Genomic DNA, 23,036 nt, shown 5'->3' on the forward strand with positions numbered 1-23,036 from the left:
GCCATGGAGCGCGCCCGCGCCGAGCTGGCCGCCCAGGGCTGCTGCTTCGCCATCGGCCAGTGGCAGCCGGGCATCAATGCGGCAGCCGTCCCGTTCGTGTCCCTGACGGGAGAGGGCGTGTTCGTGATGAGCTGCGGCGGCCCCGAGAGCCTGTTGCCCGAGGCCGAGCTGCGTTCGCGCGTGGCGCGGTCGCTGCGCGAGGCCGTGGCCCGCCTGGATGCCCGCCGCGCATAATGCGCAAGGCGCATCGCGGGCCGGGTTGCCGATCTCGTACAATTCACGGATTGATCCACCCTCTAGCTCCTGGAGATCCGCTTGGCCCAATCCCCGCAAGCCGACACGCAGCACGGCGACCGCCCCTTGCCCCAGGATTTCGAAACGGCGCTGGCCGAGCTCGAAGCGCTGGTGGCGGCCATGGAAGACGGCTCGCTGCCGCTGGAGCAGTCGCTGGCCGCCTACCGGCGCGGCGTGGAGCTGACCCGTATCTGCCAGGAGCGCCTGGCGCAGGCCGAGCAGCAGGTGAAGGTGCTGGAAGGCGATTTGCTGCGCCCGCTCGACCCGTCGGCGCTGGATGACGAATAACAACCGGATGAAGCAAATTCAACTCGCTTTCCCCGAGTGGCTGCACGCGCGCGCCCGGCACGTCGAAGACGTGCTGGACGAGCTCATGCCGGCCGCCGACGCGCCTCCCGTCCGCCTGCACGAGGCCATGCGCTATGCCGTGCTCGGTCCCGGCAAGCGCGTGCGGGCCGCGCTGGTGTACGCCGCGGGGCAGGCCTGCCCCGTCAGCGGCAGCGTGCTGGCCATCGAGGCCTCGCTGGACCGCGCCGCCGCGGCGGTGGAACTGATACACGCCTATTCGCTGGTGCACGACGACTTGCCGTGCATGGACGACGACGTGCTGCGGCGCGGCCGTCCCACGGTGCATGTGCAGTTCGACGAAGCTACCGCCATGCTGGCGGGCGACGCCCTGCAGCCCCTCGCGTTCGAATGGCTGGCGTCCATGCCGATCGCGCCGGCGCTCATCGTCCAGGCCACGCAGGCGCTGGCCCGCGCCTCGGGCAGCCTGGGCATGGCGGGCGGCCAGGCCATCGACCTCTGCAGCGTGGGCCGCAGCCTGTCGCGCGACGAGCTGCAGACCATGCACAGCATGAAGACCGGCGCCATGCTGGCCTGCAGCGTGGCGCTGGGCGGCATCGTGGCGGGCGCGAGCTCGGCGGCGCGCCAGGCGCTGGACGCCTACGCGCAGGCCATCGGGCTGGCGTTCCAGGTGGTGGACGATATTCTCGACGTCACGGCCGACAGCGCCAGCCTGGGCAAGACGCCCGGCAAGGATGCCGCCGGCAACAAGCCCACCTATGTTTCCCTGCTGGGCCTGGACGAGGCGCGCGCCTTCGCCCAGGAGCTGCGTGGCGCGGCGCTGGCCGCGCTGGAGCCGCTGGGCGAGGCCGGCTCGAGGCTCGCGCAGCTTGCCGATTTCATTGTTCTGCGGGACCGCTGAACCGCGACCCGCCCGGCCGCCGCGGCGGCGACGGGCCAACGAAAACCATAGTTAGCATGACGACAGACCTACTGGACCGCATTCAATCCCCGGCCGACCTCAAGGGACTGGACCGTCGCGAGCTGAAGAAACTCGCCGACGAGCTGCGCGGCTTCGTGCTGGAGTCCGTGTCCAGGACCGGCGGGCATCTGTCGTCCAACCTGGGTACGGTGGAGCTCACGCTGGCGCTGCACCACGTTTTCGACACGCCGCACGACCGGCTGGTCTGGGACGTGGGCCACCAGTCCTATCCGCACAAGATCCTCACCGGCCGCCGCGCCGGCATGGCCCGGCTGCGCCAGCAGGGCGGCATCTCGGGCTTTCCCAAGCGCAGCGAGTCCGAGTACGACGCCTTCGGCACGGCGCATTCGTCCACCTCGATCTCGGCGGCGCTGGGCATGGCCGTGGCCTCGCGCAATGCCGGCGTGCAGCGCCAGCACATTGCCGTCATCGGCGACGGCGCCATGTCGGCCGGCATGGCGTTCGAGGCCATGAACAACGCGGGCGTCACGCCGGGCATCAACCTGCTGGTGATCCTGAACGACAACGACATGTCGATCTCGCCGCCGGTGGGCGCGCTCAACCGCTATCTCGCGCGGCTCATGTCCGGGCGCTTTTACGCGGCCGCCAAGAACGTGGGCCGCGCCGTGCTGCAGCACGTGCCGCCCGTGCTGGAGCTGGCCCGCCGCTTCGAGGAGCACGCCAAGGGCATGGTCACGCCGGCCACGCTGTTCGAGGAATTCGGCTTCAACTACGTGGGTCCCATCGACGGCCACGATCTCGACGCGCTGGTGCCCACGCTGCAGAACCTCAAGGCCCTGCAAGGGCTGCAGTTTCTGCACGTGGTGACGCGCAAGGGGCAGGGCTACAAGCTGGCCGAGGCCGACCCCGTGCTCTATCACGGCCCGGGCAAGTTCGATCCCGCCGTGGGCATCCAGCAGGCCAAGGTGCCGGGCAAGCGCACCTTCACGCAGGTCTTCGGCAAGTGGGTGTGCGACATGGCCGAGAAAGACCCGCGCCTGGTGGCCATCACGCCCGCCATGCGCGAGGGCAGCGGCCTGGTCGAGTTCGAGCAGCGGTTTCCGATGCGCTACTTCGACGTGGGCATCGCCGAGCAGCACGCCGTCACCTTCGCCGCCGGGCTGGCCTGCGAGGCGCAGAAGCCGGTGGTGGCCATCTATTCCACCTTCCTGCAGCGCGGCTACGACCAGTTCATTCACGACGTGGCGCTGCAGAACCTCGACGTGACCTTCGCCCTGGACCGCGCCGGCATCGTGGGCGCCGACGGCGCCACGCACGCGGGCAACTACGACATCGCCTTCCTGCGCTGCGTGCCCAACATGGTGGTGGCCACGCCTTCCGACGAGAACGAAACCCGCCTGCTGCTTTCCACCTGTTACGAGCATCCCGGCCCGGCATCGGTGCGCTATCCGCGCGGCGCGGGCCGCGGCGCGCCGGAGTCGGACGGCCTGGAGACGGCGCCGCTGGGCCGGGGAGTGGTGCGCCGCGAAGGTGCGAAAATCGCCGTGCTGGCCTTCGGCACGCTGCTGCAGCCCGCCCTGCAGGCCGCCGAGGCGCTGGGCGCCACGGTGGCCGACATGCGTTTCGTCAAGCCCATCGACCGCGAACTCATCCTGGACCTTGCCGGCCGCCACGACGCCCTGGTCACCCTGGAAGACGCCGCCATCATGGGCGGGGCGGGCAGCGCCGTGCTCGAAGTCCTGAGCGCGGCCGGCGTGCAGGTTCCCGTGCTGCAACTGGGCTATCCGGACGAGTTCATCGACCACGGCGAGCAGTCGGCGCTGCTGGCGGGGCTGGGCCTGGACGCGGCCGGCATCGAGAAGTCCATACGCGCCCGCTACGGCGCGCTGCTGGGCTGATGCCGGCGGGGCCGGGCGGCATTGGCACGCATTGGCAACGTCCGTGAAACGCTCTGTTCTCCCGGGCTGGCCTACGGATGAAAGGGTTTTCCCGGGCGGAAAAAGCAGGATGGGCGATAATGACGCCCTTCCATATTGTGTCAACTGGGCTGGCGCGGGGCGCATCCTCCCGCCGCCGCGCCGAGACAGGTAAGCCGAAATGAATTCTCCGATCGATCCCGCCATCGTGATGCCCGACGTCCAGAGCTCGGCGGACACGCGGCACATCCCGATCCAGCGCGTGGGCATCCGTGGCGTGCGCCACCCCATGCTGGTCGAGGCCGCCGATGGCGCGGCGCAGGCCACGGTGGCCAACTGGACCCTCACCGTGGCGCTGCCCCCCGAAGAAAAGGGCACCCACATGTCGCGTTTCGTGGCGCTGCTCGAAAAATACCGCAGTACGCCCATGACGCCGGCGCTGTTCCGCGCCATGGCCGCCGACATGCTGCCGCTGCTGCACGCCGAGCGCGGCGACATCACCGCCGCCTTCCCGTACTTCATCAACAAGTCCGCGCCGATTTCCGGCGTGCAGAGCCTGATGGACTACGAAGTGCAATGGATCGCCCGCGCCCAGGCCGGGCACGTGGAGTTCGAAATGGTGGTGCAGGTGCCCGTCACCAGCCTCTGCCCGTGTTCCAAGGCCATTTCCGAGTACGGCGCGCACAACCAGCGCTCGCACGTCACGGTGTCGGCGGTGCTGGGCGACGAGGTCGGCATGGACAGCCTCATCCGCCTCATCGAGGACGAGGGCTCCTGCGAGCTCTGGGGCCTGCTCAAGCGGCCCGACGAGAAGTTCGTCACCGAGCGCGCCTACGACAACCCCAAGTTCGTCGAAGACCTGGTGCGCGACGTCGCGGCCCGCCTGAACGCGCATCCCGGCGTGGCGCGCTACCGCGTCGAGGCCGAGAATTTCGAGTCCATCCACAACCACTCGGCCTACGCCGTCGTCGAAGGCTAGGCGGGGCAGGGCGCATCCCCGCGCGGCCTGGCTCCGGGAGCCAGGCGCCACGTCCCCATTTCATCGGGGAGGGCGGCGACTTGCGCCCAAGCGCGCGTTCGGCGATAATCGAGAGCTTTCTTGCTCGATCGCCCGAGAATTGCGCCCATCCATCTACGGAATCGGGCCGTCTTTTTCGAGCGACGGGCTGCCCCTTGCGGCGCATGTCGGGTCCGGATGTCCGGGCGGCGCGTGCGGCCTGCAAGACATCCACAAGGAGTTTTACGCATGCGTCACTACGAAGTAGTGTTTATCGTTCACCCCGACCAGAGCGAGCAAGTGCCCGCCATGGTCGAGCGTTACCAGGCGCTCGTCACCGGCCAGGGCGGCTCGGTGCACCGCCTGGAAGACTGGGGCCGCCGTCAACTGGCCTACCCGATCCAGAAGCTCGTCAAGGCGCACTACGTGTGCATGAACATCGAGTGCGGCCAGGCCACCCTCGATGAGCTCGAGCATTCGTTCCGCTACAACGACGCCGTGCTGCGCCACCTGGTCATCAAGACCAAGAAGGCGCCCACCGCTCCCTCGATCATGATGAAGTCGGTCGAGCGTGAAGAAGCCCGCAAGGCTTCGGCGGAAGCCGCCACGGCCCAGGCCGCCGAGTAAGCGCTCGCAAGAGCCCGTTCCGTCACGTCTCCGGCGCCAGGCACGATGAACAAGCTGGAGCTCAGCGCCCGCGTCCTCGAATGCGAGCCTTTGCGCCATACGCCGGCCGGCCTGCCGGCCCTCGAAATGGTGCTGGCGCATGAGTCGGAAATCGTCGAGGCGGGCCTGCCGCGCCGCGTCGAGCTGACCATAGGCGCAGTGGCCCTGGGCGATTTGGCGCGGATGCTGGCCAACACGGCGCTGGGCACCGAGCTGCAGGTCGAAGGCTTTCTGGCTCCCGTCCGCAAGGACTCGGTCAAGCTCAAGCTGCACATGCAGCGGGTGCGCAAGACCGGAGGCAGCGCAGGCGGCGACCCGCTGGTGGCATGAACGGAACAGGCACGGGCGCGAAGGCGCCTTCTGAAAACGGATAGGTTACGGAGTCTGGCCCCTGCAAAGGGTAGAACGGCTCCTCTCAAACAAAGAGGCACATATCATGGCTTTCTTCGGAAAACGCAAGGAAAAACGCAAATTCACGCAGCAGAACCCGCTCTTCAAGCGCCGCAAGTTCTGCCGCTTCACCGCCGCCGGCGTCGAAGAGATCGACTACAAGGATCTGGACACCCTGCGCGACTTCGTGCAAGAAAACGGCAAGATCATCCCGGCTCGCCTGACCGGCACCAAGGCTATCTACCAGCGCCAGCTGGACACCGCCATCAAGCGCGCGCGCTTCCTGGCCCTGTTGCCTTACACCGATAACCACAACTGATCCGGGGCACTGAAATGCAAGTTATTCTGCTCGAAAAAGTCGTCAACCTGGGCAACCTGGGCGAAGTCGTGCGCGTGCGCGATGGCTATGCCCGCAACTTCCTGATTCCCCAGAAAAAGGCCCGTCGCGCGACCGACGCCGCCCTGAAGGAATTCGAAGCCCGCCGCGCCGAACTGGAAAAGATCCAGGCCGAGAAGCTGGCCGCCGCCCAAGCGGTGGGCGAGCGCCTGAACGGCCAGCAGGTCAAGATCGTCCAGAAGGCAGGCGTGGACGGCCGCCTGTTCGGCTCGGTCACCAATGCCGACATCGCCGAAGCCCTGCGCAAGGCCGGTTTCGAAACCGTCGAGAAGGCCCAGGTCCGCCTGCCGGCCGGCCACCTCAAGGCCATCGGCGAGTACCCGGTCCAAGTCGCCCTGCACGCTGACGTCGTTTCCGACATCACCGTCGTGGTCGAAGGCGACCTGGCCTGATCGGCGCTTCACGCTGAAGAAGCCGGCCTCGCGCCGGCTTTTTTTCTTTGCCCGGCGGATCGCCCGGGCGCGCGCTTTGCGTTTTTCGCGGGACGGTAATAGTCTTTGCGGATTTCTTTCAAACGCCGTTACGCACACAGAGGAACTTCTTGACCCCGCCCGCACATCGCAACGCGCCGCCAGGATTGCGAGCCTGGCTCGACCAGCAGGATTCCGCGCGTGAGCCTTCGGTGCGGGATGTGAAGATCGACGGCGTGCGGTGCATCGTCAAACGCCGCCGCCCCAGCCTGGCGCGCGGCGCGGGCTATGTGCTGCGCTACCTGCGCGCGCTGGCGCTGGGCGTGGGCTGCAAGCTCGCGCTGGGCGAATTCCCGCGCCCGGGCGTGCTGCTGCGCAACGGCCTGGCGCACGAGGCCGAAGCGGCTGGCCCGGCTGCTGGAGGCCGGCTGCCGCGTCCCGGAAGTGTGGTGGCAGCAGCGCAACCTGCTGGTGCTCGAATTCGTGGGCGACGACCTGGCCGATCTCATCCGCAACGGCGAGGAGGCCGAGCGCGAGGCCCTGGCCCGCGCGGCGGCCGCCGACCTCGCCGCCTTCCACCTGCGCGGGCTGTGGCACGGCGGCGCGCAGATCCGCAACGTCACCCTGCGCGACGGCGAGCTGTGGCGCATCGATTTCGAGGAAAACATCGGATCGGCGCTGTCGCGGCCGCTGGCCCAGGCATACGACCTGTTCCAGCTGCTGGCCTCGCTGGCGTCCCTGCGGGCCCTGCCCGACGACAGCGCGCGCGCCCTGGGTAAACTGGCGCTTGAAGTCTATTTCGAACACAATCCCGATCCGGCGTTGCGCAGCCGTCTCAGACGCATGGCGCGCCTGGTCGCTGTCGCGGCGTCGGCGCTGCGGCCCGTCGTGGGCCGCGTGCGTTCTCGCGATATCCAGGGTTTTTTCCGGCTCGCGGACATCCTGCGGCCCTTATTGACGAAGCCATGACCACTCCTGCCGATCCCCAGCTCGAATACCTGCGCGTTCCTCCTCATTCGATCGAAGCGGAACAGTCGGTCCTCGGTGGACTGCTGCTCGACAACGCCGCCTGGGACCGTATCGCCGACGTGCTGGTCGAAGAAGACTTCTACCGGCACGACCACCGCCTGATCTGGCACCACATCGCCCGCCTGATCGGGCTGGCGCGGCCCGCCGACGTCATTACCGTCAATGAATCGCTGGTCAGCGCCGGCAAGGCCGAAGAGGCCGGCGGCCTGGCCTATCTGAATGCGCTGGCGCACAACACGCCCTCGGCCGCCAACATCCGCCGCTATGGCGAGATCGTGCGCGAGCGCGCCATGCTGCGCAAGCTGGTGTCCATCGCCGACGAGATCTCCGCCGCGGCCATGAATCCGCAGGGCAAGGAAGCCCGCCAGCTGCTGGACGAAGCCGAATCCAAGGTGTTCCAGATCGCCCAGGAGGGCGCGCGCGGCTCGGCCGGCTTCCAGGAGATCCAGCCCCTGCTCACCCAGGTGGTGGAGCGCATCGACGAGCTTTACCACCGCGAAGGCAATTCCGACGTGACCGGCGTGCCCACGGGCTTCACCGACCTCGACAAGATGACCTCGGGCCTGCAGGGCGGCGACCTCATCATCGTGGCGGGCCGTCCCTCCATGGGCAAGACCTCGTTCTCCATGAACATCGGCGAGCACGTGGCCATCGAGCAGGGCCTGCCCGTGGCGGTTTTTTCCATGGAAATGGGGGCGGTGCAACTCGCCATGCGCATGCTGGGTTCGGTCGGCCTGCTCGACCAGCACCGCATGCGCACCGGCAAGCTGATCGCCGAAGACTGGCCGCGCGTGACGCACGCCGTGCAGCTCATGCAGGACGCGCAGGTCTACATCGACGAAACGCCCGCGCTCAGCCCCATGGAAGTGCGCGCCCGCGCCCGGCGCCTGGCGCGCCAGTGCGGCCAGCTCGGGCTCATCATCATCGACTACCTGCAGCTCATGTCGGGCAACGGTTCGGGCGAGAACCGCGCCACCGAAGTGTCGGAGATCAGCCGCTCGCTCAAGGGTCTCGCCAAGGAACTGAACTGCCCTCTGATCGCGCTTTCGCAGCTCAACCGCAGCCTGGAACAGCGCCCCAACAAGCGGCCCGTGATGAGCGACCTGCGCGAATCGGGCGCCATCGAGCAGGATGCCGACGTGATCCTGTTCATCTACCGCGACGAGGTGTACAACCCCGATTCGCCGGACAAGGGCACCGCCGAGATCATCATCGGCAAGCAGCGCAACGGCCCCATCGGCACGGTGCGCCTGACCTTCCAGGGCTCCAGCACCCGCTTCCTGAACTTCACCGCCGCGCCGCAGTACTGAGCCCGCCGGGCGGCCCCGGGCGGGGCCGCGCGCGCCGCGTCAGTGCGCGTGCTCCGGGCGCTGCGCGAAGCGCCCGGCCAGCACGCCGCAGACCATGAGCTGGATCTGGTGGAACAGCATCAGCGGCAGCACGATGGCGCCCACCGCATGGCCCGCGAACAGCACCTGCGCCATGGGTATGCCGCTGGCCAGGCTCTTCTTGGAACCGCAGAAGAGCAGGGTGATGCGGTCTTCCACGTTGAACCCCAGTACCTTGCCCGCCAGCGCCGACAGTCCCAGCGCCAGGGCGAGGATCACGATGCAGCAGGCCACCAGGCCGGCCAGGGCGGGAATCGGCGTGTTGTGCCACAAGCCTTCGTTGATGGCTTCCGAGAATGCCGTGTACACCACCAGCAGGATGGAGCCCTGGTCGACGATCTTGAGCATGGCCTTGCGCCGGTGCACCCAGGCGCCGATCCAGCGGCGCATGAACTGGCCCAGCACGAAGGGCAGCAGCAGCTGCAGCATGATCTTGCCCACCGCGTCGAAGGAAATCGGCGCGCTGCCGGCATTGGCCACCACCGTGCCCACCAGCAGCGGCGTGACGAAAATGCCGAGCAGGCTCGACGCCGAGGCGCTGCACACCGCCGCCGGGACGTTGCCGCGCGCCATCGACGTGAAGGCGATCGCCGATTGCACCGTCGCCGGCAGGCAGCACAGGAACAGGACGCCCAGGTACAGCCCGGGCGTGACCAGCGGTTCGAGCACCGGCTTGAGCGCCAGCCCCAGCGCCGGGAACATGAGAAAGGTGGCCGAGAAAATCGTCAGGTGCAGCCGCCAGTGCGTCAGACCCGCGATAACGGCCTCGCGCGACAGGCGCGCGCCGTGCAGGAAGAACAGCAGCCCCACCGCGACGTTGGTGATCCAGCTGAACACCCGCACGCCCTGTCCGTGGGCGGGCAGGATGCTGGCGATGATGACGGTGCAGACGAGATAGAGCGTGAAGCGGTCGGGCAGGAGGCGGGCGAGGCGTTGCATGGACAGGAGAAGGGCGAAATGAAAAGGCGCGCCGCGGCACGGCGCGCCGGAAACCGGGGCGTATTGTAGTCGCTGCGGCTCCGGGCCCGCCCCGCCTTGTCCCCCGGCTCTAGGCGGGCGTCATGGCCAGCGCGAGATCGAAGGCGGCGATGAGCGAGGCCGGGTCGGCCACGCTCTTGCCCGCGATGTCGAAGGCGGTGCCGTGGTCCACGCTGGTGCGCACGAAGGGCAGGCCGACGGTGACGTTCACGCCGTGGTCCAGGCCCAGGTACTTGACCGGGATGAGGCCCTGGTCGTGGTACTGCGCAACCACGATGTCGAATTCGCCGCGGCGGGCGCGCATGAACACCGTGTCGCCCGGCCACGGGCCGCTGGCGTCCAGCCCCTCTGCGCGCGCGCGCGCGCGACGGCCGGGGCGATGATGTCCATGTCTTCGCGGCCGAACTTGCCGCCTTCGCCCGCATGCGGATTCAGGCCCGCCACCGCCACGCGCGGCCGCACGATGCCCATCTGCCGACAGGCGCGGTCGGCCAGGCGCATGGCCGTCAGTTCGGCCTCGGGGGTGATGCGCGCCATGACGTCGGCCAGCGCCACGTGGATGGTCACCAGCAGCACGCGCAGCTCGTCGTTGGCCAGCATCATCGCGAAATCGCGTGTGCCGGTGCGGTCGGCCAGGATTTCGGTGTGCCCGGGGTAGTCGACGCCCGCCTCGTGCATGGATTTCTTGTTGAGCGGCGCGGTCACGATGGCCCGGATCCGCCCCGCGGCGGCGTCGTCGATGGCGGCGCAGACGTAGTCGTAGGCGCCCCGGCCCGCGGCCGCGCTGATTCTTCCCATGGGCAGGTCGCCGGCAGCGCCGGCCCGCAGGCGATCACCTCGAGGCTGCCGGCCCGGCAGCGGGCCTGGCCCACGTTGGCGATTTCGGCGATTTCCAGCCGTGCGCCCAGGGTTTCGGCGGCGCGGCGCAGCGCGCCCGCGTCTCCATACACTACGCACGGGGCTTGCAGGCCCTGGGCGTAGGCCTTGACGACGATTTCGGGGCCGATGCCGGCGGCATCGCCCATGGTGATGCCCACAGGCAGGGAAGAGGTCACGATACGGGACGGCTACAGAGAGAAAGCCCGCCGCGCCGCGCCGCCGGCCGCCGCCACCATCTCGGGAGTGAAGCCNCGCAGTCCGGCCGGCCCGGCGGCCGCGCGCCAGCCCAGCCAGCGATGCCTCATGTGGAACACCGCCCCGCTTGCACGCAGGCGCGCCAGCCATGCCCGCAGCAGCGGAGCCGCTTTCATTTCGCGCGGAAACACGCGGCCGGACGAACCCACGAAAGTGTCGATGCCCAGGCCGTGGGACCACGCGCGCACGTCGGCCGCGCCGAAGGCTTCGAGCCAGGGCGCGATCCGGGGCGCGCGGTTTCCGTACCGCGAGAGAAAGGGCGCGGCCGGCTCGCTGTGCGTCAGGTTCAGGCCTCCCCGCCCGGCCAGGAGAAATTTGCGCCCCGCCGACGGCATGGCGTCGTAGACCTCGACCCGCAAGCCCTGTTCCAGCAGGGTTTGCGCGGCCATCAGGCCGGCGGGGGCCCGCCCCCACGACCGCCACGCGGCGGCCGGCCGGGCTCATGGGTGGCCCGCCGGCGGCGGGACGACGAAAGAAGGCATGGAGCGTAGACTCGATAAGAAACGAAGGCGGCCGTCCGCGGGCACGGGCCGGCGGGGCCGCATTGTCTCACAGGCCGCGCGGCGCCCCCTGGGCAATCCCTGAGCAGCGCCCACAAGTCATTGTTTCAAAACAGGGTTTTGAGTATGCGCAACGGCTGTCCCAAGGTTTGTCCACAGCTGCTGTGGGCAACCGGGTCAACGCCGGTCGGCCGCCTGCATCGGGCCCTGCCAGGGCTCGGCATCGAGCTGCAGGCGCAATTCCTGGTAAGCGCCATCCACGGCGACGGAGCCCAGCAGCCCGCCCTGCAGCGCCTGGCCCAGCGCGCGCCGGCACAGCGTTTCGGGGTCGTCGGCCAGGGACTGGAACACGCCGTCGGGCACGCGCAGGCGCAGCAGCGCGTGCGGATCGCCGTGCTCGGCCGGGCGGCCGATATGGACATGGGCCGGATAGCCATGGGGGCACCAGAGCGCCACGTGGTAGCGGCCCTGCGCGCCGGTATCGGCGACGTAGCCGGGATGATCGTATTTCGCGGTACCCATGGACTCTCCTCTCAGACGGCCAGCGCGAGCCGCGGGCCGAGCCTCATGGTAGCGCAGGCGCAGCGGATCAGCGATCCCCGCCGGCCCGCCGGAAGACTCCGCCGGAGCGGCCATGAAGAGATGCCGGGGCCGGGCCCGCGGGCGTCGCGGGATCCCGGGCGCGCCAATCCGGGGCAGGCAGGAGAACAGGCCGTCCGGGGCGCCGCCGAACAGCGGGATCGAGCCCGCGCCGGCCGCGGCCAGGGCGAAGAAGCCCCCGCCATGGTCACGTTCTTCAGCAATTCGGTGACATTGCCCCGATGGGCGTCGCAGCCCGCGACGAGGCACCATAGCCCCGGCAGGACGCTTGCCGTGCCGGCCGCTGGCCATGTCCGCGATAGAGTAGCCGGCAACCCCGCCGCGCGATATCGCACGGCGTGGCGCCCCCGGAACGCCGAAGGCGCAGCGGCTATGAGGCAATGCTGGGAATGGCCGGCGATGGCCGGATGCCATTGGGGAGAATCCGGCCGACGCCGGCGATGCGCAAACCGGCGTGGTGCTTTGGGAAGAGAAGAAGGCGCCGTGGACACGGCGCCTGGAAGATGGTTGCGGGGGCAGGATTTGAACCTACGACCTTCGGGTTATGAGCCCGACGAGCTGCCAGACTGCTCCACCCCGCGTCTGATGTGTGAATCATACATCATTTTGAAATCTTGTGCATTGCACCGAACCGTTCGCGCCATGCCTGCGCCGCACGGCGGCGCAGGAAATCGCGTAGCCGGACGCCGAGGCGGACCAGCGGCGCGCCGGGCACGACGCAGACCAGTTCGGCCCGCGTCAGCGCGGTTACGGCGGCCAGGCCGCCATATGCCAGCACGTGGGATTCGCCGGCGTTCAGGCGTACGGCCCAGGCATATCCGGGATACGCGGGCGATTCGCGCGCGTGCGCGGGCTCCGAGACGTCTACGCTGCCCTCCAGGCAGATCACGCAGGCGCCCGGCCCCAGCAGGAGTTGCAGGCTGGCGCCCCGCGGGATTTCGAAAGGCCGCCCAGCGGCGGCCCGGGATATGGTCGGCATGGCCTGCTCCTTGGTTCAGGACTCCAGGCTACGCACTTGCTGTCATGCGCAACAGCCACACAATCCCGGTTTCTGTACCGTATCAGGCACTATCCGCATATCCTGTTATGGTGTACTTTCCGCCGAACTGTGTCTGGCCCCTCTTCCCCCAGGAACGCATGATCGACACATGGACCCGCAACCGCTCTACCTACGCCTGGCCAATCACTACCGTCGCGCCATCCAGAGCGGCGTACTCGCGCCCCAGCAGCGCATGCCTTCGGTGCGGGCGCTGGTGCGCACCCATCGGGTCAGCCTGTCGACGGCGCTGCAGGCCTGCCGCCAGCTCGAAGACGACGGGCTGATCGAAGCCCGGCCCCGCTCCGGTTATTTCGTGCTGCCGGCGCGCAAGCGCAGCATGCCGCCGGTGCCCGAACCCGACATCCGCCAGACGCTGGGCGCCGCCCAGTACGTGGGCATCCATGACCGCGTGTCGGATTTCGTGGCCAAGTGCGAAGCGCATCCGGTCAGCGCGAATTTCGCGCTGGCCGCGGCCACGCCCGACGCCTATCCGGCCGAGGCGCTGCGGCAGGCCATGAGCCGCGCGCTGCGCCGGGAGCCCGAAGTGCTCGTGAGCCGCGTGCCGGCCCAGGGCCACCCGGCGCTGCGCGCGTCCTGGCGCGGCGCGCACTGGAAAACGGCATCAACGCGGTGCCGGACGACGTCATCGTCACTCACGGCTGTATCGAGGCGCTGAACCTGGCGCTGCGCGCCGTGGCCCGGCCGGGAGACACCATCGCGGTCGAGTCGCCCACCTACTTCGGCCTGCTGCAGATCCTGGAAAGCCTGGGCATGCGCGCCCTGGAAATTCCCACCAGCCCCCAGCACGGCCTGTCCATCGAGGCGCTGGACCTGGCTTTCCAGACGCACGGCAACATCCGCGCCGTGGTCACGGTGCCCAACTTCCAGAATCCGCTGGGTTGCGTCATGCCGGACGCCGAAAAGGCCCGGCTGGTGGCGCTGTGCGAGCGGCAGCAGGTGCCTCTCATCGAGGACGACACCTACGGCGCGCTGACCGACGACGATGTGCCGCTGGCGGCGGCCAAATCCTGGGACCGCACGGGCAACGTCATCTACTGCGCCTCCATGCACAAGACGCTGGCGCCCGGCATGCGGCTGGGCTGGCTGCTGGGCGGGCGCTGGAAGGCGCGCATCGCCATGCTGAAGTTCGCGCAGAGCCGGCCCAACGAGCCTCTGGCGCAGATCGCCGTGGCCGACTTCATGGGCACGCGCGCCTACGACCGGCACCTGGCTCGCCTGCGCCGGACGCTGAAGGCGCAGCGCGAACAGACCGCCGAGGCCATCGCGGCGCATTTCCCCGCCGGCACGCGCCTGAGTCTGCCGCGCGGCGGCATGCTGCTGTGGGTCGAGCTGCCTCACGGCCGCGACGGCGCCGACGTGTTCGAAGCCGCGTTGCGCCAGGGCATCCGGGTCGCGCCGGGGGCCATGTTCTCCAACGGCCCGCGCTACGACCACTTCCTGCGCATCAGCTGCGGCGAACGCCACACCCCCGAGGCCGCGCTCGCCCTGAAGACGCTCGGCCGCATCGTGGAAGGCCGGCCATGAACGCCCCGCTTGACCGGTTCATCGATGCCTACGGTCTCTGGGCCGTCTTCGGCGGCACCCTGCTCGAAGGCGAAAGCGTGGTGGTCTTCTCGGGCTTCCTGGCGCACCAGGGCCTGCTGCGCCTGCCCTATGTGATGCTGTGTGCGTTCGCCGGTTCTTTCCTGGCCGACCAGGCGCTCTTTCACCTGGGCCGCCGCTGGCGGAACCACCGCTACGTGCGGCGCGCCCGCGAAAAACCGGCTTTCGGACGCGCGCTCGCGCTGATCGACCGCTATCCGCACGGCTTCATCCTGTCGCTGCGGTTCCTGTATGGGCTGCGCACCGTGGGACCGATCGCGCTGGGAGTCTCGCGGGTGCCGGCCGGGCGCTACCTGGCGCTCAATGCGCTGGCCGCCGCGATCTGGGCCGTGTGCTTCAGCCTGCTGGGCTACGCCTTCGGACAGACCATAGAAACCCTGCTCGGCCGCCTGCACGGCGTGGAAACCAAGCTCGCCGTGGCCGCCGGGCTGGGCGGGGCGATCTGGCTCGGATACTGGCTGTTTGCGCGGCGCCGCCGCTGAGGAACCGGCGGGTCAGACCACCAGCCTGCCGCTGGCCCGCAGCACGTGGCGGCGCCGGGCATTGCGGTACCAGCGCCCCAGCAGGGGCAGAAAAGCCAGCCGGCGCAAGACCGGATGGCGCTGGTCGAAATCGTGCCAGGCCTTGAACCCGTGGCCCAGGCGATCCCAGCTTTCGCGCGCCTCCGGCGTCAGCTTGCCCGGATCGAACGACGCCAGCTTCGCCGCTTCCGACACGCGCCGCCCCGGCCCGACGCCCCTTTCCGATCGATACTGATTCCGCATAGGGGGCGCATATTAACGCGCAACGCGCGCCCCGTGGCGCTTCGCGCCCGGCGCCTTATTTGAGCGCGGCCAGCACGAGATCGCGCACGCTTTCGAAGCCCGCCACGTACTGCGGGTTTTCCGAACGGGCAAGCAGGTCGGAGTAGTTCTGCTCGAGCTGGGCCTCGATGGCCTCGCGCAGGCCCGGCGAGTTGCGGGCCACGCGCAGCATGGACGACAAGACCGCGTTAAGCGCATCGATGCGTCCGCCCTGGTGAGAAATGGTGTGCACGATAACGGCAATCTGTTCCTGGGTATCCATAAGAGCCTCCTGGCAATCTCGTCGCCGCGCATCCTAGCATGGCGCATTTCCGGGTTGGCAGGGTCCGCCGGGCGCGCTAGCATGGAATCGCCGTGCGCGGAAACGGCGCCGCCGGATTGCCGCCACCCACCGGAGAGCGTCCATGAAAACCCTCCGCAATTATGTTCCGCCCGACGCCCGCGCGCTGCAAAGCCTGCAGGCGCGCCTGGGCTACAGCGATGCGCGCATGGGCGAGCTGGCCGGCCTCGACGAGGCCACGCCCTGGCCCAGCTACACGGGCGGCCCCGAACCGCGCGCGCTGGGGCGCCAGCGCCTCTTCTATCTGGCCGCGCGGCTTTCGCTCGACGAAACCCAATGGCAGCGCGTGCTGCAGGCCATGCGCGACATCGGCGCCCGCTTCGACTATGACGACCCCGGCCAGGCCGCCGCCGACGCGCCGGCTCCCGCCCCCACGCCCGACGAAGACCGCCAGTTCGGCATCCTGCTGGTCAGCCGCAACGGCGCGTTCCACGAAATGGAGCAATTGCGCGAGTTCGCCCACTGGGCGCACGAATTCGGGGTGGACCGGCACGTGCACAGCGCCTTCTACGACAGCGACATCGACCTCTGCCGCTTCGTGCTGGCCGACGCGCCCGGGCTGGACGAAGCCAGCCGGGACCGGGTCTTCGACGCGGCCTTCAAGACCATCACGCGCTTCGAATTCGACGGCCGCATCTACCGGGGCGGCATCCCGCCGGAATCCGACGGGTAGGGGCCCTGCCCCTTGCCCGCTGCCCGCCGCGCGAGCCTCCTCGAAGGGGCGGCGCGCATTGACGCGGGCGGGCGCGGCCTGTACCTTCGGCCATCGGCACGGACAGGCCCATATCGCCCATGAACGAAAGACTGGACGCCATCGACCGCAAGCTCCTGAGCCTGCTGCAGGCCAATGCCCGCGAGCCGGCGGCCATCCTGGCGCGCAAGCTGGGACTGGCGCGCAGCACGGTGGTGGCGCGCATCGCCCGGCTGGAGCGCGAGCACGTGGTGGCGGGCTATGGCGTGCGCCTGGGCCGCCGCCTCGAGGACGCGGCCGTCCGCGCGTACTGTTTCATCAGCGTGCTGCCCAAGATGCCCGCGGCGGTCATCCGGGAGCTGGAGAAGATGCCCGAGGTGGAAGAAGTGTCGTCGGTGAGCGGCCCATACGACTACCTGATCTTCCTGCGCTGCGAGACGCACGAACAGCTGGATGCGCTGCTGGACCGCATCGGCCTGATCGACGGCGTCAAGCAGACGCAGACCTCCATCGTGCTGAGCCGCAAGATCGATCGCCGCGGCGCCGTGAACGCCGCTTAGGGGGCGCCGACGCGGCTTGGGATCCGGCGTTTTGCGGCGGGCCGGCAGCGTGTTGTAATTCTGCCCGTGAACGTTTCTGGATTTCCCATGATCGCCCGACTCGCCCCCGTTTTCGTCGTCTTCGCGCTGGCCGGCTGCGCCAGCATGAGCAGCGTCACCGCCGTGAACAAGGACCGTTATCAGGTCACGCACAGCTCGGGCGCGGAGTGGATGACCTGGGTCGAACTCAAGAACCAGGCCCTGAAACGCGCCGAGCAGTACTGCCAGGAAGACGGCCGCAAGCTGGTCAAGCCCGAGATCACCTCCAATCACGCCACCGGCCTCACACCCAAGCGCGCCACCGTCACGTTCCAGTGCGAAGCGGTGCAGCCGCCCAAGCAGCCGGCATCCTGACCGCCGCGCGGTGTAGCATAGCCCTGTCCGCCCGGCGCGATGGCGCGCCGGGTTTTTCCGGCCGCGGGCNCCCGCAGGGCGAGCGCGCCGTGCAGGCCGACGCGGTAGTGCTGGCGCTGGGCGGCGGAAGCTGGGCGCGCCTGGGGTCGGACGGGGGCCTGGGTGCCTGAGCTGCGGGACAGGGGCATCGACGTCGCGCCGCTGCGGGCTGCCAATTGCGGCTTCGACGCGGACTGGTCGGCGCATTTCCGCCAGCGGCATGCGGGCCAGCCGGTGAAGACCGTGGCGCTGGCCTGCGGTTCCGGCCCGGCCCGCCAGGGCGAATTCGTCGTGACCGAAGCGGGGGTGGAAGGCAGCCTGGTCTATACGTGCGCCGCGGCGCTGCGCGACGAGATCGAGGCGCGGGGCAGCGCCATCGCATGGCTGGACCTGGCTCCCGATTGGAGCCAGGAAAGGGTGACCGCGGCGTTGACGCATCCGCGCGGCGCGCGCTCCATGTCCAGCCATTTGCAGAGCCGTCTCGGCATCGCGGGGGTGAAGGCGGGGCTGTTGCGCGAGTGCGTCCCGGCGGAGGACTTCCGCGATCCGGCGTGGCTGGCGCTGCGCATCAAGGCGCTGCCCTTGCGCCTGCTGCGGCCCCGGCCCATGGACGAGGCCATCAGCACGGCGGGGGGCGTGAGGTTCGAGGCGCTGGACGAGGGGCAGATGCTGCGCCAGGCCCCGGGCGTATTCTGCGCGGGCGAAATGTTGGATTGGGAGGCGCCCACCGGCGGCTATCTGCTTACCGCCTGCCTGGCCAGCGGCCGCGCCGCGGCGCGCGGCGTGCTGGCCTACCTGGGCGGCCGGCCCTGAAGGCCCGGCTTCAGGAGCGCGATTGCAGCAGGGGCGCGGCGGGCCGCGGCGCGCGCGGAGCCAGGTCGTTCACCACGTGCCCGACCACGGGCGCGCCGCCTTCGGGCTGCGTGACGATGCCGATGACGCGGGTGACGGCGCTGGCGGGGACGTCCGTGCCGTGCGCGGGATCTTCCACCAATTGCCAGATGGGCGCTTCGGCCAGCTCGTCGGCGCGCCCCGCGGGCGACAGACAGCTACGTGCGAACAGGGACCAGTCCGAAGCGCTGCACGGCAGGCCGTGCTCCGTCGCCAGACGGGCGAGGGCGGACGGCGCGTCGGGCTGGCTGGCCGCGTGCTGGGCGGCGGCGCCCAGCGTCACATCCAGCGACAGCAGGCGCAGAAACTCCACGACGTTGTCTGTGTTCATACGGCGATTCCTCCTTTGGTGGCCGCCCGATTCGGATCCTGGCGCGCGCGCCGGATCAGTTGCTTTTGGGGCCCAGCATGGACATCAGCGATTTTTTCAACCGGGGCGAAAAAATGGGCACGGTGTGCGACGCGCCGCTGCGGTCCACGGCTTCCCGGAGTTCGATGGACGCTCCCTGGAAGGCTTCCGGCGCCGCGCCGATGCCGTTGTAGCGCGCCAGCAGTTCGTCCACCTGGCGCTGCGCCTGGTCCAGCGAGCCGGCGTTGGCCAGGCGGCCGGCGGCGTGCGATTCCAGGATGCGGTGCAGGTCGTCGACGAACAGCGCGAGCGCGTTGCGGCCGCGGCACTGCGGCTGTTCCCAGCCCCAGGGCGCGGGCGCGGCGGCGCCGGCTGTCATAGCGGGTTTCTTGGTCATTTGCGCATGCTAAAGCATTGCCGCCAAATACGCGACAGCCGGAAAGACGGAGGCGCCGCGGCGGTGTTACGCGGGCGCCTGCTTTGCGTTATGCTGGCCCTGGTTTCCCAGCCCTGAAAGGAGATGGTCATGAAGAACAAAGTCTTTCTCGTCATGCTGCTTTCGATTGCCGCGCTTTCGGCGGGGTGCAACACGGTGGCGCGGCGCCGGCAAGGACATCCAGCGGGGCGGTGAAAAGATCGAGGGCGCCGCGACCAAATAGCGTCGCGCTTTGGCTCAGGCGTCTTTGCAAGGCCATGCGCGGAATGCGGCCGCATTCCGCGCATGGCCTTTTTGTTCCGGGCCGCCGCGGGCCGGGATCGCTTTCCTTCCTCCGCTGCTCTGGCTGGCATAATGCCGGGGTTTCGAATGTTCGATGCGGGTAAATGATGCGCAAGTCTGTATGGGCGGGCATGGCGGCGGCGGTGCTGCTGGCCGGCTGCGCCAGCACCGGGGTCTACGAATCCGATTCGGTGTTGAAACAATCCTTCAATGTGGCCACCAACTACGAGGCCGCGTTCCGCCGGGCGGGCGAGTACGTGCGCGCCTGCCACCAGAACGTGCAGCATCCCTACGGGGCGGCTTACGCCTGGCGCCACAGCGAGGGCAAGGAAGGCGCGCCCAACGAGATACAGGTCTACAAGGTGGGCGAGCCGGCCAAGGTGCTGGAACTGATCGCGACCGAAGCCGACGGCCCGGCGACGTCCAAGGTGACGGTCACCGTGCTGAACGAAGGGCGGTGGGACGCGGCCGAGATCGAAGCCGCGCGCCGTTCCATCCAGACCGCGACGCCGGTCTGCCGCGGGTCCTGACGTGCGGCCGCAGCGCATGAGCGACGCGCCGCTGCTGCTCCTGGGCAGCGGGCTGCGCATGGCGGCCTGGCTGAATGCCGGCGCGGCCCTGTTGCTGGTGAGCTTCTCGCTGGGCATCGTGGGCGGCGACGTGGCCGCGCCCGACCTGCTGCTGCCGGTGATCATGTGCCTCGCGGGCCTGGCCGCTGCCTGCATGGGCCTGGTCTTCGGCGCCGTGGCCGGGCTGGTGATGTCGCGCACGGGAGACGCCATCTCGCGCCGCCACTGGCCCGCGCATCTCATGGCCATGCTGTGCCTCCTGGCTTCGGCGGGCGGTTTCGCCGCGGGATGCTGGCTGGCGGCCAGCGCGGCGGCGGTGGACGGCCCCCAGATGAGCGCGATCGCGCTGTCCTAAGCCGGGAATACGAATCGGGGGTAAACCCCTGTACGCAAAAGTGTTGGACTTGCACTTGCGTTGGGAATAATATGCGCAGTGCGTATATAAACTACTCCTTTCGGGGTCCGCCATGACCATCTCCCAGCAAGCCTTCCTGCGCGACGCGATGCGCCGCCTGAATCTCACCCGCGACGTGTTCGCCTCCCGCATCGGCGTGAAGCGCCGGGCCCTGGATACCTGGCTGCTGCCCGAGGGGTCGCAGGAGTTCCGGGCCATGCCCGAAGTGGTGCAGCGCTTCGTGAGCGAAATCGTGCAGAACGGGGTGCTGCTGGAGAAGTACACGCAGAGCGTCAAGGAAGGCCCGTTGCGCGACCGCATCTCGGTCGAGGGCAAGCCGCAGCTCCTCTCGGTGGACCAGTTCACCCGCGAATCGGTCGAGGACCTGTTCCGCGTCGCCGACATGATGCAGCCCATCGCCCGCCGCCAGAAAGTCTCGCGCGTGCTCGAAGGCGCGGTGCTCGGCAACCTGTTCTTCGAGGCCAGCACCCGCACCCGCGTGAGTTTCGGCGCGGCCTTCTGCCGGCTGGGCGGTTCGGTCTGCGACACCACGGGCTTCACCTTCTCGTCCATGGCCAAGGGCGAGTCCATCTATGACACCAGCCGCGTCATGAGCGGCTACGTGGACGCCATGGTGATCCGCCATCCCGAGCAGGGCTCGGTGGCGGAATTCGCGCGCGCGACCAACATCCCCGTGGTCAATGGCGGCGACGGTCCCGGCGAGCACCCCAGCCAGGCCCTGCTGGACCTGTACACCATCCTCACCGAGTTCTCGCGCCTGGGCAAGCTGCTCGACGGTGCGCACATCGCCATGGTGGGCGACCTCAAGTACGGCCGCACCGTGCATTCGCTCATCAAGCTGCTGGCGCTCTACAAGAACGTGAAGTTCACGCTGGTGTCGCCCAAGGGCCTGGAAATGCCCGCCTACATCATCGAGCAGGCCAGCCGCAACGGCAACATCATCGAGCAGAAGAGCTCGCTGGCCGAGGGCCTGTCGGGCGCCGACGTGATCTACGCGACGCGCGTGCAGAAAGAGCGCTTCGCCAACGAGGAAAGCGAGGGCTACACGCCCGATTTCCAGATCAACCGCGCCATCATCGACGCCTACTGCGGCCCCGACACCATCGTCATGCACCCGCTGCCGCGCGACAGCCGGCCGGGCGCGAACGACCTGAGCGTGGACCTGAACCACGATCCGCGCCTGGCGATCTTCCGCCAGACCGACAACGGCATTCCCATTCGCATGGCGATCTTCGCCGTGCTGCTCGGCGTGGAAGGACTGGTGCAGCACTCGATGCGCGACGTCACGTGGCGCCACCCCTCCCACATCGGCCCGGACGATTCGGCGTTCCACGGCCTGGAGTAAGCGTATCCGCCGGCATGCGCCGGCCCAGCGGCGGGCGCATGCTTCGCGAATTCAGGGATAATCGGCCAACTTCAGAGTTTCGGGATGCGGCGCGCCTCTACGTGGAGCGCGCCGTGACCGCGCCGCTTCCATGTCCTCCAGCTGCTCCAGCTCCGATTCTTCTTTTCGCCCGTCTGCGCCGGCCTGCTACGAAAGCGCCTCGCGGGCGCAGGCATGGGTTGCCGTCTACCAGTCCGTGGATGCCTGCACGCGCGGGCAGGTGGCCGCGGTGGTGGCCGACAGCGCCGGCGATCTCGTCAGCGCGTTCTACTCCACCTTGCTTGCCGATCCCGAGGCCGGTCCGCGCCTGTCCCACGACATCGTCGCCACCCGGCTGCACGGCGCCATGCAGGGCTGGCTCAAGAGTCTGCTGTGCGTGCGCGAGCAGGGCGACATCGAAGCCCTGCTGGTCACGCAGAAGAAAGTGGGCGAAGTGCATGCGCGGGTGCACATACCCATCCATCTGGTCATGGCCGGCGCCCGCATCCTCAAGAACGAGATCGCGGCGCGGCTGCGCGACAGCGGCCTGGATGGCGCGTCCGCGTCGCGCGCCACGCAATACGTCTGCAACCTGTTCGACCTGGCCCTGGAGCAGATGAGCCGCGCCTTCATGCGCGATGTCAACCGCGGCGCCCGCAATGACGAGGCCTACCGCCTGTTCGCGCTGGGCCAGAATATCGCGACCGAGCGGGAACGCCAGCGCGCGGCCCTGCTGGAATGGAGCCAGGCCGTGCTGATCGGGCTGCACTACCGGGAGCCGGACCAGGTGCTGCCGCGGTTGTCCGGCTCGGAGTTCGGGTTGTGGCTGCAGCACAAGGGCGCCGTGCTGTTCGAGGGCGCGCCGGCGCTGGGCCAGATCGCGGACGCGGTGGCGCAACTGGACGGTGCGGTGCTGCCGCAGCTCATGCGCAGCGCGCGCGAGGGGCTGGACACGCTGCCCGCGCACATGCGCGAATTCCAGGAGCTGGTCGGCCGCATCAAGCATCTGCTCAACGGGCTGTTCGACTTGGTGGCCGAGCTGGAAAGCGGCAGCGATCCGCTCACCCACGTGCTCAACCGCCGCTTCCTGCCCTCGGTGATGGGGCGGGAGATCATGATCGCCACCCGCGAGCGCCGTCCGTTCTCGGTGCTGCTGCTGGACGTCGATCATTTCAAGGCGATCAACGACGCGCACGGCCATGGGGGCGGCGACCAGGTGCTGCGGCAATTCGCCGAGGTGGTGCATCAGTCGTGCCGGTCCAGCGATTTCGTGTTCCGCTACGGCGGCGAGGAGTTCCTGGTGGTGCTGGTGGACA

Annotated in this window: 23 protein-coding genes, 1 tRNA gene and 8 pseudogenes; 22 read left to right on the plus strand and 10 right to left on the minus strand. The window is 68.9% G+C overall.

Annotated features, from left to right (window positions below):
• The 11 genes and pseudogenes from AD428_RS09530 to AD428_RS09580 all read left to right on the plus strand — a co-directional run.
• Positions 1-234 (plus strand): annotated as a pseudogene (locus AD428_RS09530) (IclR family transcriptional regulator); the annotation flags it as partial.
• 81 nt (positions 235-315) lie between these two features.
• Complete coding sequence (locus AD428_RS09535) at positions 316-582, plus strand: exodeoxyribonuclease VII small subunit (RefSeq protein WP_053244999.1); 267 nt, start codon at positions 316-318, stop codon at positions 580-582.
• Positions 583-589: 7 nt separating this feature from the next.
• Positions 590-1,501, plus strand: a complete 912-nt coding sequence (locus AD428_RS09540) for a polyprenyl synthetase family protein (protein WP_053245000.1) — start codon at positions 590-592, stop codon at positions 1,499-1,501.
• A 56-nt stretch (positions 1,502-1,557) separates the two neighbouring features.
• On the plus strand, positions 1,558-3,420 hold the full coding sequence (dxs, locus tag AD428_RS09545) for a 1-deoxy-D-xylulose-5-phosphate synthase (protein ID WP_053245001.1): 1,863 nt from the start codon (positions 1,558-1,560) through the stop codon (positions 3,418-3,420).
• 199 nt (positions 3,421-3,619) lie between these two features.
• Positions 3,620-4,417, plus strand: coding sequence for a GTP cyclohydrolase FolE2 (folE2, locus tag AD428_RS09550; protein WP_053245002.1), 798 nt, complete (start codon positions 3,620-3,622; stop codon positions 4,415-4,417).
• A gap of 267 nt (positions 4,418-4,684) precedes the next feature.
• Positions 4,685-5,062, plus strand: coding sequence for a 30S ribosomal protein S6 (rpsF, locus tag AD428_RS09555; RefSeq protein ID WP_053245003.1), 378 nt, complete (start codon positions 4,685-4,687; stop codon positions 5,060-5,062).
• Between the two features lie 45 nt (positions 5,063-5,107).
• A complete protein-coding gene (gene priB / locus AD428_RS09560; protein ID WP_053245004.1) occupies positions 5,108-5,431 on the plus strand; it encodes a primosomal replication protein N in 324 nt (107 codons plus the stop codon).
• 106 nt (positions 5,432-5,537) lie between these two features.
• Positions 5,538-5,810 (plus strand): 30S ribosomal protein S18, encoded by a 273-nt coding sequence (rpsR, locus tag AD428_RS09565; RefSeq protein ID WP_006218308.1) that lies wholly within the window; start codon positions 5,538-5,540, stop codon positions 5,808-5,810.
• A gap of 14 nt (positions 5,811-5,824) precedes the next feature.
• A complete protein-coding gene (gene rplI / locus AD428_RS09570; RefSeq protein ID WP_053245005.1) occupies positions 5,825-6,280 on the plus strand; it encodes a 50S ribosomal protein L9 in 456 nt (151 codons plus the stop codon).
• A gap of 149 nt (positions 6,281-6,429) precedes the next feature.
• A pseudogene (locus tag AD428_RS09575) lies at positions 6,430-7,267 on the plus strand (RIO1 family regulatory kinase/ATPase).
• On the plus strand, positions 7,264-8,637 hold the full coding sequence (locus AD428_RS09580; protein ID WP_053245006.1) for a replicative DNA helicase: 1,374 nt from the start codon (positions 7,264-7,266) through the stop codon (positions 8,635-8,637). Before AD428_RS09575 ends, AD428_RS09580 begins: the two are co-directional and overlap by 4 nt.
• A gap of 39 nt (positions 8,638-8,676) precedes the next feature.
• On the opposite strand, the gene AD428_RS09585 is transcribed toward AD428_RS09580, so the two are convergent.
• From AD428_RS09585 to AD428_RS09610, 6 genes and pseudogenes are all read right to left on the minus strand, one after another.
• Positions 8,677-9,654 (minus strand): bile acid:sodium symporter family protein, encoded by a 978-nt coding sequence (locus AD428_RS09585; protein WP_053245007.1) that lies wholly within the window; start codon positions 9,652-9,654, stop codon positions 8,677-8,679.
• Between the two features lie 109 nt (positions 9,655-9,763).
• A pseudogene (gene pdxA, locus AD428_RS09590) lies at positions 9,764-10,748 on the minus strand (4-hydroxythreonine-4-phosphate dehydrogenase PdxA).
• Between the two features lie 76 nt (positions 10,749-10,824).
• Positions 10,825-11,271, minus strand: a pseudogene (locus AD428_RS09595) (NAD(P)/FAD-dependent oxidoreductase); the annotation flags it as partial.
• 233 nt (positions 11,272-11,504) lie between these two features.
• Positions 11,505-11,849: a hypothetical protein gene (locus AD428_RS09600; protein ID WP_053245008.1), complete on the minus strand. Its 345-nt coding sequence runs from the start codon at positions 11,847-11,849 to the stop codon at positions 11,505-11,507.
• Between the two features lie 582 nt (positions 11,850-12,431).
• Positions 12,432-12,508: transfer RNA gene (locus tag AD428_RS09605), tRNA-Met, on the minus strand.
• A 20-nt stretch (positions 12,509-12,528) separates the two neighbouring features.
• Complete coding sequence (locus AD428_RS09610; protein ID WP_235489612.1) at positions 12,529-12,816, minus strand: hypothetical protein; 288 nt, start codon at positions 12,814-12,816, stop codon at positions 12,529-12,531.
• Between the two features lie 259 nt (positions 12,817-13,075).
• On the opposite strand from AD428_RS09610, the pseudogene AD428_RS09615 reads away from it, so the two are divergent.
• Positions 13,076-14,511: pseudogene (locus AD428_RS09615) on the plus strand (PLP-dependent aminotransferase family protein).
• On the plus strand, positions 14,508-15,071 hold the full coding sequence (locus AD428_RS09620; protein WP_053245010.1) for a DedA family protein: 564 nt from the start codon (positions 14,508-14,510) through the stop codon (positions 15,069-15,071). Before AD428_RS09615 ends, AD428_RS09620 begins: the two are co-directional and overlap by 4 nt.
• A 12-nt stretch (positions 15,072-15,083) precedes the next feature.
• Here AD428_RS09620 and AD428_RS09625 read toward each other — a convergent pair whose 3' ends face one another.
• Together AD428_RS09625 and AD428_RS09630 are read right to left on the minus strand one after the other, a co-directional pair.
• Positions 15,084-15,305 (minus strand): hypothetical protein, encoded by a 222-nt coding sequence (locus AD428_RS09625; RefSeq protein ID WP_235489616.1) that lies wholly within the window; start codon positions 15,303-15,305, stop codon positions 15,084-15,086.
• Between the two features lie 103 nt (positions 15,306-15,408).
• On the minus strand, positions 15,409-15,654 hold the full coding sequence (locus tag AD428_RS09630; protein ID WP_053245012.1) for a hypothetical protein: 246 nt from the start codon (positions 15,652-15,654) through the stop codon (positions 15,409-15,411).
• Between the two features lie 142 nt (positions 15,655-15,796).
• Between AD428_RS09630 and AD428_RS09635 the strand changes: the two genes are divergently transcribed.
• From AD428_RS09635 to AD428_RS09650, 4 genes and pseudogenes are all read left to right on the plus strand, one after another.
• On the plus strand, positions 15,797-16,405 hold the full coding sequence (locus AD428_RS09635) for a hypothetical protein (RefSeq protein ID WP_053245013.1): 609 nt from the start codon (positions 15,797-15,799) through the stop codon (positions 16,403-16,405).
• Between the two features lie 119 nt (positions 16,406-16,524).
• A complete protein-coding gene (locus tag AD428_RS09640; RefSeq protein ID WP_053245014.1) occupies positions 16,525-16,983 on the plus strand; it encodes an Lrp/AsnC family transcriptional regulator in 459 nt (152 codons plus the stop codon).
• A gap of 87 nt (positions 16,984-17,070) precedes the next feature.
• Positions 17,071-17,376 (plus strand): hypothetical protein, encoded by a 306-nt coding sequence (locus AD428_RS09645; protein WP_053245015.1) that lies wholly within the window; start codon positions 17,071-17,073, stop codon positions 17,374-17,376.
• A 70-nt stretch (positions 17,377-17,446) separates the two neighbouring features.
• Positions 17,447-18,228: pseudogene (locus tag AD428_RS09650) on the plus strand (TIGR03862 family flavoprotein); the annotation flags it as partial.
• A gap of 10 nt (positions 18,229-18,238) precedes the next feature.
• Here the strand turns inward: AD428_RS09650 and AD428_RS09655 are convergent.
• Together AD428_RS09655 and AD428_RS09660 are read right to left on the minus strand one after the other, a co-directional pair.
• The gene (locus tag AD428_RS09655; protein ID WP_053245016.1) at positions 18,239-18,637 is read right to left on the minus strand and encodes a hypothetical protein; all 399 of its coding nucleotides are present in this window, start codon (positions 18,635-18,637) and stop codon (positions 18,239-18,241) included.
• 55 nt (positions 18,638-18,692) lie between these two features.
• The gene (locus tag AD428_RS09660; RefSeq protein ID WP_053245017.1) at positions 18,693-19,052 is read right to left on the minus strand and encodes a hypothetical protein; all 360 of its coding nucleotides are present in this window, start codon (positions 19,050-19,052) and stop codon (positions 18,693-18,695) included.
• 129 nt (positions 19,053-19,181) lie between these two features.
• Here AD428_RS09660 and AD428_RS24760 point away from each other — a divergent pair.
• The 5 genes and pseudogenes from AD428_RS24760 to AD428_RS24765 form a co-directional block, all read left to right on the plus strand.
• Positions 19,182-19,314, plus strand: a pseudogene (locus AD428_RS24760) (entericidin A/B family lipoprotein).
• A 166-nt stretch (positions 19,315-19,480) separates the two neighbouring features.
• Positions 19,481-19,903, plus strand: coding sequence for a BPTD_2524 family lipoprotein (locus AD428_RS09665; protein ID WP_082308346.1), 423 nt, complete (start codon positions 19,481-19,483; stop codon positions 19,901-19,903).
• A gap of 16 nt (positions 19,904-19,919) precedes the next feature.
• The gene (locus tag AD428_RS09670; RefSeq protein WP_053245028.1) at positions 19,920-20,297 is read left to right on the plus strand and encodes a hypothetical protein; all 378 of its coding nucleotides are present in this window, start codon (positions 19,920-19,922) and stop codon (positions 20,295-20,297) included.
• 112 nt (positions 20,298-20,409) lie between these two features.
• Positions 20,410-21,702 (plus strand): aspartate carbamoyltransferase, encoded by a 1,293-nt coding sequence (locus tag AD428_RS09675; RefSeq protein ID WP_053245019.1) that lies wholly within the window; start codon positions 20,410-20,412, stop codon positions 21,700-21,702.
• Between the two features lie 130 nt (positions 21,703-21,832).
• A pseudogene (locus tag AD428_RS24765) lies at positions 21,833-22,996 on the plus strand (diguanylate cyclase); the annotation flags it as partial.
• Between the last annotated feature and the right edge of the window lie 40 nt (positions 22,997-23,036).

The sequence above is a fragment of the Achromobacter sp. DMS1 genome (assembly GCF_001270295.1).

Excerpts from the sequence above, each read along its gene's own strand:
- AD428_RS09540 (WP_053245000.1), top strand. The coding sequence starts at position 590 with ATGAAGCAAATTCAACTCGCTTTCCCCGAGTGGCTGCACGCGCGCGCC.
- dxs (WP_053245001.1), top strand. The coding sequence starts at position 1,558 with ATGACGACAGACCTACTGGACCGCATTCAATCCCCGGCCGACCTCAAG.
- folE2 (WP_053245002.1), top strand. The coding sequence starts at position 3,620 with ATGAATTCTCCGATCGATCCCGCCATCGTGATGCCCGACGTCCAGAGC.
- rpsF (WP_053245003.1), top strand. The coding sequence starts at position 4,685 with ATGCGTCACTACGAAGTAGTGTTTATCGTTCACCCCGACCAGAGCGAG.
- priB (WP_053245004.1), top strand. The coding sequence starts at position 5,108 with ATGAACAAGCTGGAGCTCAGCGCCCGCGTCCTCGAATGCGAGCCTTTG.
- rpsR (WP_006218308.1), top strand. The coding sequence starts at position 5,538 with ATGGCTTTCTTCGGAAAACGCAAGGAAAAACGCAAATTCACGCAGCAG.
- rplI (WP_053245005.1), top strand. The coding sequence starts at position 5,825 with ATGCAAGTTATTCTGCTCGAAAAAGTCGTCAACCTGGGCAACCTGGGC.
- AD428_RS09580 (WP_053245006.1), top strand. The coding sequence starts at position 7,264 with ATGACCACTCCTGCCGATCCCCAGCTCGAATACCTGCGCGTTCCTCCT.
- AD428_RS09585 (WP_053245007.1), bottom strand. The coding sequence starts at position 9,654 with ATGCAACGCCTCGCCCGCCTCCTGCCCGACCGCTTCACGCTCTATCTC.
- AD428_RS09600 (WP_053245008.1), bottom strand. The coding sequence starts at position 11,849 with ATGGGTACCGCGAAATACGATCATCCCGGCTACGTCGCCGATACCGGC.
- AD428_RS09620 (WP_053245010.1), top strand. The coding sequence starts at position 14,508 with ATGAACGCCCCGCTTGACCGGTTCATCGATGCCTACGGTCTCTGGGCC.
- AD428_RS09630 (WP_053245012.1), bottom strand. The coding sequence starts at position 15,654 with ATGGATACCCAGGAACAGATTGCCGTTATCGTGCACACCATTTCTCAC.
- AD428_RS09635 (WP_053245013.1), top strand. The coding sequence starts at position 15,797 with ATGAAAACCCTCCGCAATTATGTTCCGCCCGACGCCCGCGCGCTGCAA.
- AD428_RS09640 (WP_053245014.1), top strand. The coding sequence starts at position 16,525 with ATGAACGAAAGACTGGACGCCATCGACCGCAAGCTCCTGAGCCTGCTG.
- AD428_RS09645 (WP_053245015.1), top strand. The coding sequence starts at position 17,071 with ATGATCGCCCGACTCGCCCCCGTTTTCGTCGTCTTCGCGCTGGCCGGC.
- AD428_RS09655 (WP_053245016.1), bottom strand. The coding sequence starts at position 18,637 with ATGAACACAGACAACGTCGTGGAGTTTCTGCGCCTGCTGTCGCTGGAT.
- AD428_RS09660 (WP_053245017.1), bottom strand. The coding sequence starts at position 19,052 with ATGACCAAGAAACCCGCTATGACAGCCGGCGCCGCCGCGCCCGCGCCC.
- AD428_RS09665 (WP_082308346.1), top strand. The coding sequence starts at position 19,481 with ATGCGCAAGTCTGTATGGGCGGGCATGGCGGCGGCGGTGCTGCTGGCC.
- AD428_RS09670 (WP_053245028.1), top strand. The coding sequence starts at position 19,920 with ATGAGCGACGCGCCGCTGCTGCTCCTGGGCAGCGGGCTGCGCATGGCG.
- AD428_RS09675 (WP_053245019.1), top strand. The coding sequence starts at position 20,410 with ATGACCATCTCCCAGCAAGCCTTCCTGCGCGACGCGATGCGCCGCCTG.